The organism is Pseudomonas sp. SC11 (assembly GCF_047039205.1).
Lineage (GTDB): Bacteria > Pseudomonadota > Gammaproteobacteria > Pseudomonadales > Pseudomonadaceae > Aquipseudomonas > Aquipseudomonas boreofloridensis.
In genome coordinates, this window is sequence record NZ_CP178183.1 from 5,445,549 (window position 1) to 5,457,944 (window position 12,396).

Annotated in this window: 12 protein-coding genes; 8 read left to right on the forward strand and 4 right to left on the reverse strand. The window is 59.6% G+C overall.

Features of this window, described 5'->3' with window-relative positions; translation table 11 throughout:
• Positions 1–300 precede the first annotated feature (300 nt).
• On the forward strand, positions 301–1,677 hold the full coding sequence (locus ACK2SD_RS24180; RefSeq protein ID WP_412461024.1) for an amino acid permease: 1,377 nt from the start codon (positions 301–303) through the stop codon (positions 1,675–1,677).
• A gap of 39 nt (positions 1,678–1,716) precedes the next feature.
• On the opposite strand, the gene ACK2SD_RS24185 is transcribed toward ACK2SD_RS24180, so the two are convergent.
• The 3 genes from ACK2SD_RS24185 to ACK2SD_RS24195 form a co-directional block, all read right to left on the reverse strand.
• Entirely contained in the window at positions 1,717–2,751 is a 1,035-nt protein-coding gene (locus tag ACK2SD_RS24185) for a methionine synthase (protein WP_304483107.1), read from the reverse strand.
• 26 nt (positions 2,752–2,777) lie between these two features.
• Positions 2,778–3,761 (reverse strand): DUF1852 domain-containing protein, encoded by a 984-nt coding sequence (locus ACK2SD_RS24190; RefSeq protein WP_412461025.1) that lies wholly within the window; start codon positions 3,759–3,761, stop codon positions 2,778–2,780.
• A 202-nt stretch (positions 3,762–3,963) separates the two neighbouring features.
• Positions 3,964–5,460 (reverse strand): MFS transporter, encoded by a 1,497-nt coding sequence (locus ACK2SD_RS24195; RefSeq protein ID WP_412461026.1) that lies wholly within the window; start codon positions 5,458–5,460, stop codon positions 3,964–3,966.
• A gap of 442 nt (positions 5,461–5,902) precedes the next feature.
• On the opposite strand from ACK2SD_RS24195, the gene ACK2SD_RS24200 reads away from it, so the two are divergent.
• From ACK2SD_RS24200 to ACK2SD_RS24230, 7 genes are all read left to right on the forward strand, one after another.
• The gene (locus ACK2SD_RS24200) at positions 5,903–6,064 is read left to right on the forward strand and encodes a hypothetical protein (RefSeq protein WP_412461027.1); all 162 of its coding nucleotides are present in this window, start codon (positions 5,903–5,905) and stop codon (positions 6,062–6,064) included.
• A gap of 224 nt (positions 6,065–6,288) precedes the next feature.
• Positions 6,289–7,407 carry a JmjC domain-containing protein gene (locus tag ACK2SD_RS24205; RefSeq protein WP_412461028.1) on the forward strand — a complete coding sequence of 373 codons (1,119 nt, stop codon included), beginning with the start codon at positions 6,289–6,291 and terminating at the stop codon, positions 7,405–7,407.
• Positions 7,408–7,428: 21 nt separating this feature from the next.
• Positions 7,429–8,280, forward strand: coding sequence for a DUF3865 domain-containing protein (locus ACK2SD_RS24210; protein WP_412461029.1), 852 nt, complete (start codon positions 7,429–7,431; stop codon positions 8,278–8,280).
• A 4-nt stretch (positions 8,281–8,284) separates the two neighbouring features.
• Complete coding sequence (locus tag ACK2SD_RS24215) at positions 8,285–8,671, forward strand: GFA family protein (protein WP_412461030.1); 387 nt, start codon at positions 8,285–8,287, stop codon at positions 8,669–8,671.
• A 41-nt stretch (positions 8,672–8,712) separates the two neighbouring features.
• Positions 8,713–9,606 carry an amino acid--tRNA ligase-related protein gene (locus ACK2SD_RS24220; RefSeq protein WP_412461031.1) on the forward strand — a complete coding sequence of 298 codons (894 nt, stop codon included), beginning with the start codon at positions 8,713–8,715 and terminating at the stop codon, positions 9,604–9,606.
• A gap of 22 nt (positions 9,607–9,628) precedes the next feature.
• Entirely contained in the window at positions 9,629–10,285 is a 657-nt protein-coding gene (locus tag ACK2SD_RS24225) for a LysE family translocator (RefSeq protein WP_412461032.1), read from the forward strand.
• Positions 10,286–10,304: 19 nt separating this feature from the next.
• Positions 10,305–11,363: an extracellular solute-binding protein gene (locus ACK2SD_RS24230; RefSeq protein WP_412461033.1), complete on the forward strand. Its 1,059-nt coding sequence runs from the start codon at positions 10,305–10,307 to the stop codon at positions 11,361–11,363.
• 40 nt (positions 11,364–11,403) lie between these two features.
• On the opposite strand, the gene ACK2SD_RS24235 is transcribed toward ACK2SD_RS24230, so the two are convergent.
• Positions 11,404–12,294: an AraC family transcriptional regulator N-terminal domain-containing protein gene (locus ACK2SD_RS24235; RefSeq protein ID WP_412461034.1), complete on the reverse strand. Its 891-nt coding sequence runs from the start codon at positions 12,292–12,294 to the stop codon at positions 11,404–11,406.
• Between the last annotated feature and the right edge of the window lie 102 nt (positions 12,295–12,396).

A 12,396-nucleotide genomic window follows, 5' to 3' on the forward strand; every position in this document is an offset into this window, starting at 1 on the left:
TGAAGGAAATTTCCTAGGAAGCTGCGCGCCGACGAGCGGGATACTGGCACTTTGTATGCCTGTTACGCCGTCAGTTTGAGCCCCTCGCATCGGGCCTCAGGAAAAAACCGCAGGATGTTGTGCGCAGAATTCGTTTGAGCCCTGGCGTCGTTTTGCCCAAGGTTACAGATCGGGAAGTCCTTGGCAGGCGCAGCGCCAGACCCAGGTCCCGCTCGATGGCCCCGCCCTGTGCAGGCGGACCACAGCGCCTTGCGCGCTGTACCAGTGCCCGTTCCTTCCAATAATAAGAGACACCTGGACATGCAAGACAGCGGATTGAAGCAAAGCCTCAAGCAGCGGCACATCACCATGATCGCGCTGGGCGGCGTCATCGGCGCGGGCCTGTTCGTCGGCTCTGGCAGCCTGATCGCCTTGGCAGGCCCGGCCGCGATCCTCTCCTACGTCATCGGTGGCCTCATCGTCACCCTGGTGATGTTCATGCTCGGCGAAATGGCCTCACGCAATCCCGATGCCGGCTCTTTTTCCACCTACGCCAACACCTACCTAGGCGACTGGGCGGGCTTCACGGTCGGCTGGCTGTACTGGCTCAAGTCGATGGTCACCATCACCTTGGAGGCGGTCCTGCTGGGCGCGATCCTCAACGACTTCATGCCCTGGCTGCCGATCTGGGTCGGTGCCTTCATCATGCTGGTGACACTCATCGCCAGCAACGCCTACTCGGTACGCTCATTCGCTGAAGTGGAATACTGGCTGGCCGCGCTGAAGGTCATCACCATTCTCATTTTCATGCTGCTCGGCGCCTCGATTCTGCTGGGCTGGCAGGAAAACATCCCGGCTCCGGGCCTGGTCAATCTCACCGAGCACGGCGGCTTCATGCCCAATGGCCTGTCGCCGGTGATGGCCGGGGTGCTCGTGGCGATCTTTTCCTTGGGCGGCAGCGAAATCGCCGCCGTGGCCGCTGGCGAGTCGGAGAACCCGCGGCGTAACGTGATCCGTGCGATCAAGAGCGTGATCGTGCGGGTGATGCTGTTCTATGTCGGTTCGGTGTCGATTCTGGTGCTGTGCCTGCCCTGGGTCGACAAGGCCAACCTCGCCTCGCCCTACGTGGCCCTGTTCACCCTCGCCGGCTTCAAAGGCGCGGCCGTGGCGATGAAGCTGGTGCTGTTCGTCTCGTTCATGTCGGTGATGAACTCGTTCATGTTCTCCAACTCGCGCATGCTGTTCTCCCTCAGCCAGCGCGGCCACGCCCCGGCACTGTTCGCGCGGACCAACGCCAAGGGCGTGCCGATCAATGCCCTGGCACTGGCCTTCAGCGTGTGCGTGAGCATCCTGACGGTGCATTTCCTCAGCGGCGGCGACCTTTTCCTGACCCTGGCCAGGAGCACCGGCGCGTTCATCATCTTCGTCTGGATCTTCATCATCTTCGCCCACCTGGCGATGCGCTGGCAGACCCGCCACGAGGTGGTGGATGCGTCGTACTTCAGGGCCTGGGGCTTCCCGGTGAGCAACGCCGTGGCCTTCCTGGCGCTGGTCGCGGTGCTGACGACCCAAGCACTGGAGCCGGCCACGCGCTTGCAGTCGTGGCTGGTGCTGGCCACCTTGGTGGTGATCGTGGCGGCGTACTTCCTGGTGCGCAGGCGGCGGGGCGAAGAGGTGCGCGGGATGGTCCGCGAATAACCGAGAAAGGGGCCGTGATGCGGCCCCTTCCAGGTGAGCTCAGCGCACGTTCATGAGCTCTTGGCGAACGATTTCAGCACCGGCCGTCAACGCCTGCAGCTTGCCGCTGGCCACGCGCCGTGGCAAAGGCGCCATGCCGCAGTTGGTGCACGGGTAGAGCTTGTCAGCATCCACGAACTGCAGCGCCTTGCGCAGGGTATCGGCCACCGCCTCGGGCGTTTCGATCGCATGATTGGCGACGTCGATGGCACCGACCATGACCTTCTTGCCACGGATGAGCTCGATCAGTTCCATCGGCACGTGTGAGTTGTGGCACTCCAGCGAGACGATATCGATACTGGACTTCTGCAGCTTGGGGAAGGCCTCTTCATACTGCCGCCATTCCGAGCCCAGGGTCTTTTTCCAATCCGTGTTGGCCTTGATGCCGTAGCCATAGCAGATGTGCACGGCCGTTTCGCACTTGAGGCCTTCGATGGCGCGCTCCAAGGTGGCGACGCCCCATTCGTTCACCTCGTCGAAGAAGACATTGAAGGCGGGCTCGTCGAACTGAATGATGTCCACGCCGGCTGCTTCGAGTTCTCGGGCCTCCTCGTTGAGGATCTTGGCGAATTCCCAAGCCAGTTTTTCGCGGCTTTTGTAGTGCGCGTCGTAGAGCGTGTCGATCATCGTCATCGGACCCGGCAACGCCCATTTGATCGGTTGCCGGGTTTGCTGACGCAAGAACTTGGCGTCTTCGACGAACACCGGCTTTTGCCGGGCCACGGCGCCCACCACGGTCGGCACGCTGGCGTCATAGCGATCGCGAATCCTCACCGTCTCGCGCTTTTCGAAATCGACGCCACTGAGGTGCTCGATGAAGGTCGTGACGAAGTGCTGACGCGTCTGCTCGCCGTCGCTGACGATGTCGATGCCGGCGCGTTGTTGCTCGTGCAATGCCACCCGCAAGGCGTCCTGCTTACCCTCGATCAGCGCCTCGCCCTCCAGTTTCCAGGGCGACCACAGTGTCTCGGGTTGTGCGAGCCAAGACGGCTTGGGCAGACTGCCAGCAGTCGAAGTAGGCAACAGCTTGTTCATGGTAAAAACCTTGTCCTTGAGATTGATCAACGTGCGTAGCGAGCAGACCACCGCTCGAGCACGGCGCGGTAGGGCTTGATGAAGTGCTTTTCAACGAAATGCCCCTGCTCCACCGCCAAGCGGCTGCGCTCTTCTCGGTCGTAGACGATCCGCGTCAGTGAATAATCCTGGTGCTGCAAACTCGGCTGATAGGCTTTTCCCGCCGCAGAGTTGGCGTTATAGATTTCAGGCCGGTAGATCTTCTGGAACGTGTCCATGGTGCTGATGGTGCTGATCAATTCGAGCGCCGTGTAATCACCGAGCAGATCACCGGAAAAATAGAATGCCAACGGCGCGACACTATTGGGCGGCATGAAATAGCGAACTTTCAGGCCCATCTTGGCGAAATAGTCATCGGTCAGCGAGTACTCATCTTGAAGGTACTCGACACCCAATACAGGATGATGATTTTCCGTGCGCTGGTACGTTCGGCTGCTGGACACACTCAGGCAGATGACGGGCGCCTTCTTGAAGTGCTCTTTATAAATAGGCGAACTGACGAAGGCTTTGAATAATTGTCCATGCAGCACACCGAAATCTGCCGGAATAGTGAAGCGAGGCTGATTATTGTTGTGCCCTGGCAATACGACGCTGAAGTCATAGTCCCGGACATAGGACGAGAAATTGTTTCCGACCATGCCATCGTGGCGTTCATTGGTTTTTCGATCCACCACGGTGGTCTTCAACAGTTCGATCAAAGGCAATGCCGCCGCAGCCTGCGCGTCATCGACCGCCATTTCCACGGAAACGATCTCGAGCTCGACGGTGTAACGATCGCCTTTAGGGTTGTCCCAATGAGCCAGCGCATTGAAACGATTGTCGATCATCTTCAATGTATTACGCAGGTTTTCCTGGCGGCTCTCCCCCCTGGCCAAGTTGGCGAAGTTGGTGGTGATGCGTGTGCTGTCCGACGGTTGATAGTGTTCGTCGAAGCGCTGGCGTTTAATGGCAAATGCAAACGTGTCGTTCATTTCAGTTTGGCACCTTGGACACTTACAGATTTCGGTGCCGCTGACACTGTCTGGCTAATCGCTCATCAGCGTTGCACCCTCCCGAATTGATGAGCATGGTAGGAGACTCCAGCAGTGGGTGACTAATGAATAGAATTCAGAAAGACGTTAGTTCCTCTCATGGGCGGGCGCACTGGCACGCAAACGAGCCATTCGCTCGCTGTCACTGCTTGTATCCTTTGAGCAGGACCGACACGAAAATCCCAAGCGTCAGCATGATGGCCGAGCAGGTCATCAGTAACAGCGCGTGCGTTTTCGCAAACGCGGCATGGGCAGCTTCTATCAGTGTCGTGCGCAGGGGTTCTGCCAGCCCTTGGGCGACGACATGACTATCGCCGATGGATTGCAGTGCGCGGTCCGCCAGAGGCTGCGCGAGCTCAGCAGGCAGCTCGAGCCTATGGCCGAAGGCGGTGGACATGAACATACCGAAAAAGGCGATTCCCAGCGCGGTGCCCAATTCATAGGCCGTCGCCTCCAAAGATCCCGCCTCTGCGCCTTTGTCGGCTCCGACCGAACCCATGATCGCGATGGAAGCCGTTGTCAGCCCTACACTCAGAGCAAGACCCAACACCGCCAGGATCGCGGGAACCCAAAGGCCAGGTCGGTCCAGATCGGCCAAGGCCAGCAACACCAAGGCAGCGGCACATAGCCACAACGAAGCACTGGCCACCCACCGAAGGCAGCAAAAGCTGTTGAGATACCCGGCTAGCGGTCCGCCAACGGCGGCTGCGGCCATGATAGGGATCATGAACGTCGCGGCCTGCAGGGGCGTCTTGCCCAGCATGTATTGCAGTTCCTGGGCGAGCGTGAGCTCCACGCCAGCGAGCGCCCCGCACGTCACCATCGCCATGACGGTTCCGGCCAGTATCGCAGGCCGCGTGAACAGCGAAAGGTCGAGCATGGGCGATGTCGAATGCAATTGCAGCCTCACGAAAAGACTCAGAAGCCCTAACCCCAGAAGGGCGATCGCCATCGCCACGGTTAGAGGCGCAGTGGCCCCAAGTGCAGCCTTGATCCCGTAGATCAGCGCCAGCATGGCCACGATCAGGAGCAGTGACTGACCTAGCGCCCAAGCGCCGCGAGTCGTTTCCTGATCGGGTGTAAGCAACAGCACGACCATCGGCGCCACCACGAGCATGATCGGAACATTGACCAGGAAGGCTGATCCCCACCAAAAGTGCTCCAGCAGCGCCCCTCCCATCAATGGACCAAGCGCTGCGCCAGCCGCAGCGACCATACCCCACAAACCCAGTGCCATGGCACGCTCGTGCTCATCCTCGAAAGTGCGACGAATGATGCCCAGTACACACGGCATGATCATGGCGCCACCACAGGCCAGCAGCACGCGGGCGGCAAACAGCAAGATGGCGGTCGGGGCCAGGGCCGCCAACAGCGATGCCATGCCGAATACCATCAAGCCGATCAGCAGCAAGCGACGGTTGCCGAGCCGATCGGCCAGCGTTCCCATGGGCACCAGGAGCCCCGCCATCAGCAATGGGTAGATATCCATGATCCAAAGGACTTCGGTCGACGAAGCGCCCAGTGCCAACGTCAGTGTGGGCACGGCGATGGTCAGTATGGTCATGTCCAGGACCACGGGCAGGAAGGCAAGCATGATCGCAAGCAGTGCCAACCAGCGGCGAGGAATGGCTATAACCATGACGACTCTCCTTTCCACAGTGTGAACTCGCTCCATCAACTTCATTTGATAGCAGAACGTTTGGCGTGATCTTGGTTATATCCAACCGCGCATGATGACTGTAGTAAATGGCCTGATCAGCGATCATTTCAATCGGCTGCCTCCCCGGATCAACCCTGTCCGATGCTCGGCGTTTTCTCTCATTTTTCAGCTTGTTTTTTATGCTCGATCAAGACCTTGGAACACCTAAAACAAGTCGAAACATTTTCTGAATTGGAAAATTCCTACGGCAAAGGTAATTATTTTCGAGCGCCAAAGAGCAGTGTTCCAAGGCGTGCTTGAACCCATCGTCTGCACGGACGGGTGCAAGAATACATAAAGGGCCACCCTCTGGCTCCGCGGTACTATCGTGCCTGTGCGTGCGGGCAAATTTAGTTTGCCAATCATCGTAGAAGGAACATGCATGATGAACTTCGAAATGGACATGATGAAAGCCGGTGTACGCCCGGATGCCCTGAAAGCGGGTGTTCGCCCGGATGCGCTCAAGGCCGGGGTTCGCCCGGACGCATTGAAGGCCGGTATGCGGCCGGACGCGATGAAAGCAGGAATGCGACCTGACGCCTGAGTGCTGCAAGCGCCGGCCACTGAAGTTTCAAGTGGCCGGTCATCGCAACGACGTCGTTGTTTTCAATTAGCACAAAGGAATGGCTTAACATGTTTGAAACAACGTTGTGGAACGGCTTTGACGAAAAGACCGGCGGTGGTCGTGCGCCCTACTTGTTCGAATCCCTTTTGCCCTTACATGAAAGTTTTGCAGGTCCCGATGCAGTCGAGCAGGCTTTTTATACATTGACCGAACACGCTGTCCGGGAAACTACGGACTGCCGTATTCGTATCTACGATGGCGAGCAGCGCCGGGATGAACTTATTGATCCGGCCTATAGCCAAGAGCGCCGCGAGGGTGAAACGCTGGTCACTTTCATGCAGCGCCTCACTGGAAAAACGCGTTTCAGTCTGGTCATCAACAACCTCGAACAGATCAGCCCCCGCCTGGCGGCAGACTTCGGTCGTTTCATTCGTTCATTCTTCGCCTTTCGCGGCATGCCAGTGGGGGGTGTGGAGCAAGCGGCGTTCTGCGGCAATTACGCCGGCACGGCCTTCGGTATCCACGAAGGCTTCGAACACGCGTTCCTTTGTCATCTGGGCCCCGGTGTGAAGGATTTCTACTGCTGGACTCGCGATGAATACATCGCCCTGGCCGGAGGCCGAGCGCCCACCTTCGCCGATGCCAACGCCTACGACGCCTTGCTCAAGACGGGCAAACTTTTCGTGCTCAAGCCTGGCGATGTGCTCTATCTGCCCGCGTCGGTCTATCACATCGGCCGTCAAGACGAATATTCGGTTTCGGTGGCACTGCCGTTCTATACCTATCCACTGACCCGCTTCCTCTCCCGCCGAGTGATACCGGACCTCAGTGAACAGAGCCTGCCATTCGATCAGGAAGGCATCTCCGACCTGCTGCCTTTCGGCACCCGCAATCCGCTGCTCGCGCCGCTTGGGCAATTGCTGGACGACACCTTGCGCCGCTGGAGCGACGGGGCATTACCTGAGTACCTGGGCTACCACTGGCATCGACTGGTCAGCAACGGTGGATGGGAACTGCCACGTCGCATCTCGGAGAAGGTGCGCGAGGAAGGTCCTCTGCAGGATCCTCTACCCATCGAGATCGGCCAGAGTATCCGTCTGCGCGAACCTTTGCGCATCAGCCACCAAGCAGCGCTGGGATGCTCTTCGGGTCAGCGTCGTGTGTTCGCCGGAGCACGCAGTGTGGTGCTGGATGACCCGGATGCAGGTCAGGTCGCCTGGCTGGAGCAACTCAATACCTACGATCCTGTGCAGGTGCACACCGAGCAACAGCGTGTCGCTAGCCGGGCGCTCTCGCGGACCGGCAGCCTCGACGTGGCATGAACAGGACAAGGAGTGTCGAGCATGTTTAGAAATTACCCCAGCCTCGTGGATGAGGCCCTGATTCAGACGCCGAGTACCCAACAGGTCTTCGAACAAGCCATTGGCCATGGTCATGCGGTCGTTTCAGGCCACGATCTCATCACCCAACACTTCGATCCTCTCATCGAGCGTCTTTACCAACAGATTTGGCAGCGCGTCGAGCCAGACACTTTGAGCGCTGAAGAGGCGCGCCTGTACATCGGCGAGTTGTCGGTATTCGCCCGCTACAACTCGACGCTGTTGTTGCGCGCAGCAGATACGGTACGTGGCTTCTGCCCCGAGCTGGCCCAGGAGCTGACCCGCAATTATCTTGAGGAAGGCGGTGAGCGCGGCAAGTTACCCGCCCACTATGTGGTGTTCAGCGGTGCGCTGATCGCCGATCTGGGTTTTCGCGTCAACGGCTGGATGCCCAGGGCGACCTCTACCCAGAGCCTGGTGTCGCTGATCGACGTATTGGCCTGGTCCCACTGCCCTTCCACCATCCTCGGCATGTACTACGCCACAGAGGCGGTGGCGATTGCCGAGACCCGACTGCTGCAAGCGATCACAGACCGACTCGGGCAGGTGCTTGGTCGCGGCCAGGGGGCGGATCTACCCAGGCTGAACGACTACTACCGCATGCATCTAGACGAAGAGCATGATGCTGCCACTGACAAGGTGGCGGTCGAGCAGGGACATCAGGACGGTATCGCTCATTTCATTCGCCAGGCCCAGTTGTTCGGTTTCCTGCAACCACAAGTGATCGACGGCTTCCTGCAGATGCTCAACCCGTTTGTCGATCAATGGGTGGAACTCAGTGCGATGGTCGACACCGCCCGTAACGGCCAGGACTAGCCCTATGAAAAAAACCGTCTATACCGGTGGCTGCTTGTGCGGTCGCATTCGTTTCAGCGCCAAGGGCGAGCCGCGGTTCCCGCATACCTGTTCCTGCAGCATGTGCCAACGGCACTCAGGCAGTCTGACGCTGTGCTGGGTGGAGTTCGACAAGGCCGATGTGGACTGGATAGGCGAAGGTGGAGAGCCAGCACTGTACCGCTCCTCGGCTGAATCCAGCCGTGCCTTCTGCCCCACCTGCGGCAGCAGCCTTGGCGCCATCGACGATGCGCCTACCGTCGGACTCCTTCTGGGCTGCTTCGATGCCAAAGGCGACAAGGCACTGCGCCCGGCCTCCCACTCGTTCACCTCGTCGCGTCCCCGCTGGTGGAAGATCAATCCACAACCGTGAGCCGATAGCGAGCTGTCAGAAGCTTGCCACAAGGAGCGTGCATGACCCCCGATACTCACCCCGTGATCTACAAGGCTCGGTTGCTTCAGCGTATCCGCCAGTTGCTCGACAGCGAGGGCTACCTGGAGATCATGACGCCGATTCTACGCCGCTATCCCGGCGATGCCGATCGTCCCCGCCTGCAACTGAGCGATGGTCGGTGGCTTCGCGAGTCATCGGCCTTCGCCCTGCGTTGCAATCTGCAACATGCACCGGCGATCTACGAGCTGGCGGCCTGCTTCAGGCCCGACGCGCTGGACAGCACTCATTTGCCTGAATTCACCATGCTCGATCTCTACCGCCAAGACGCGAGCTTGGGTGAAATGCTCGAATTAGCCTGTAGGCTGGTCGAAGCGTCCTACTCGGGACCGATGGAGACGTTGTCCTTTGCCAGTCATCTGCGCGATGACTTGGGCATCGATCTGTTCACTGACCCAGAGGCTGGCGATGCCCTGGTGCGCCGCTTTCGCCAGATGTACAGCGAGCCGGACATCTCGCCCTTGTGGCTGATCGATCGCTACATCACCGAGCGCATCGAGCCATTGTCACGTGGGCGCTGCCTGGTGGTAACCGACTTCCCCCTACTGCCGGAAGTGCGGGCCAGACGCCGAGAGGGCCAAGGTGCCATCGTCGAGCGCTTCGAGATTCTCATCGATTGCGTGGAAGTGGTGCACGGCTACACCGACGAAGACGATCCAGACCGTTTCGAAGCTCAAGCTCGCCATCTCGCCAGCTTCGGCCCTGAGGACGCGATCATGTGTGCTTTGTTGCGTGACGGCAGTGTTCCGCCATGCAGCGCTGGTTTCGGTATCGGCATCGAGCGTCTGTGCCGCATGGGATTGGGACTGGACAGCGTCGAGCCGTTGCGCACATCACTGCCGTTCACGGCGCCCTGAATTACCCTTGCGAGGATTTCCCATGCCGACGCTCGATCAACTGCTGCCCATGGCGCTGCTTGCGGCGCTGATCCTGGTGGTGCCTGGGCCCACCAATACCTTGCTGTTTTCGGCGGGTGTGCAGCGTGGCCTGCGTAAAGCCTTGCCGTTGGTCGGGGCAGAAGCGGCAGGTTACGCCCTCTCGATCCTGGCCTGGGGCAGCTTGCTGCTCGCCTACGCCGCCAACCGACCCTGGCTGCTGGTCAGCATGAAATGGCTCTGTGCCGGTTATCTGCTGTGGCTTGCCATCCGCTTGTGGCGCAGCGGAGCACCACGCTTGGCTTCGACGCGACAAGGCGCCGGAGGCCTGGAGGTGTTTCTGGCAACCCTGCTCAATCCCAAGGCATTTCTTTTCGCAAGCACTGCATTTCCGTTATCGGCATTCCAGTCACCCCAGCACTTCGCCTGGTTCATGGGTGTGTTCCTGCTGGTACTGATTCCGATCGGTAGCCTCTGGACCTGCTTAGGCCACCTCTTGACCTTGCGCAGTGCCTGGTCGATGCACACCGGCACGTTTCTGCGCAGCGCCTCGGTGTTGCTCATGCTGTTTTCAGCGTCGATCGCCTATTCCGCTCTGGAAGGGCAAGACCCTCATGCCGAGCAGGTGGCGTTGGGACGCATCCTGCTGCCAATGGCCTGATCAAGTGAGGAAGCATCTGATGATCAAAACGCTGGCGACGCGTTTGCTGGTCGGCCTGCACGGCTGTCTACTCACCACTGCGGTCAACGCTGCGGGCACCCTGACGCTTTACAACTGGGAGAGTTACACGAGTCCGGAACTGCTGACCCAGTTCGAGCGCACTTATGACGTCAAAGTCAAACTGATCGAGTACCGCACCAGCGAAGCGGCCTTGGCCGACATCAGCGAGGGTAAGGTCCAGGCCGATATCGCGGTGGTCGCCAGCAACTTTTTGCCTGCCTGGCGCCAGGCAGACCTGCTACACCCGAGCGGCGCCACCGACCTGGTCAATTACCGTCATGTGCAGAACGCGTGGCGCAATCCACCTTTCGATCCCGGGCGGCGGTATTCGCTGCCCTGGGCGTGGGGCGTCGTGGGCGTGACAGTGCACGCCGACCGTTATGCAGGCGATATCGACACCTGGTCGGTGGTCCTGGATCCACCCGAGGCGCTGAAGGGCACCATAAACATTGGTGCCGACCTCAATGAGGTGATCTATGCAGCAGTGCGCCTGCATGGTGGACGGATGTGCAGTGCAGATCCTGCGTTGATGGAAAAGGTACGACAGACCTTGCTGAGGGCTCGCCCTGCGTGGAAGGCGCTGGACTACGGCAGTGTGGAAATGATGGCCAGCGGACATTTTCAGGCAAGTATCGATTGGAATGGCGCGGCTTTGCGCCAGCGCTTGGCCAACCCACATGTTCACTTCGGCCTGCCGCGCGAAGGCACGCAAGTGTTCAGCGACAGCCTGGTGCTGCTGACCCAGGCTCGCAATGTGGAGAATGCGCGGCTGTTCATGAATTTCATACTGGCCCCACGCAATGCTGCGCTCAACTCAAGTTTTCACGGCTACGCCACAGGGATCGAAGGCGCTGACACATTCCTGACAGAACACCTCAAAAACGCACCCGAGTTGAACATTCCCAAAGCCGTGCTGGAAAACGCCGAATACACCGTGGCGTGCCCACCCGAGGTGCAGGACCTGTATGCCAGCGTATGGGATGAGCTACAGCGATGGCCTGCTAACGCAGCGCAGTGAGCGCGGGTCACTGGGGTATCGAACCGTGATCGGATAATCCCTAGATAGCGCCGCTGCGCAATCGCACAGCATCTCGGGCAGGCGGAAGGCCGAAAATGCGTGCGTAGTCACGGCTGAATTGAGACGGACTCTCGTAGCCGACCCGGTAACCGGCACCGGCCGCGTCCAGCGCCTCGGCCACCATCAAGCGCCGGGCCTCCTGCAGTCTGAGCAGGCAGCGGAATTCCAGCGGACTCATTGACGTCACCGCCTTGAAATGGGCATGAAAGGTGGAGCGGCTCATGCCTGCGACGCCCGCCACATCATCGATGCGCACCGGCTCCTGATAGTGGGCACGAAGCCAGGTGATCGCTTTGGCGATCTGACGAAGACGACTGTCGGCCGTGGCCATCTGCAGCAGCATCTGATTGCCAGGTCGGGTGAGCAGGCGATAGAGCACTTCACGTATCACCAGCGGCGCCAGTTCTGCAGCGTCTTGGGGCGTGTCGAGCAAGCGAGCCAGCCTGCTGACGGCGTCCAAAAGCTCCGGGGTGCTGCCGTTGAGTTCGATACCGCTTGGCGTCGAGGTAGATGATTCGTGGCGAGTGGTTGGATGGCGCAGGGCTAGCTCGCTGAGCACCGCCCTGTCCAAGTCAAGCACCAGGCACAGATAGGGTTCTGCCTCGCTCGCTTCGATAATCGAGCCCATCACCGGCATATCGACTGAGGCGACCAGGTAATTGGCCGCGTCGTACACGTAGGTCGTGGCGCCAATCGAGACCTGCTTACGTCCTTGAACGATGTAGCAGAGGGTTGGCTGATACACCACGGGCATGGGCACGGTGGGCGTATCTGAACGCACCAATGTCACGCCTGCTAGGGGCGTTGAGTGGAAACCATTGGAAGGCGCATGACGACGGATGATGTCGATCAGGGTGTGCCGCTGATTCATGGCGTGTCCCAAACGTTCTGGCGTGGAACTCCCAGTACCTCGGAGGATGATGCAAGAATGCAAGACGATCCCTGTACGCGCAAGCCGCCCTCTCGACGCACA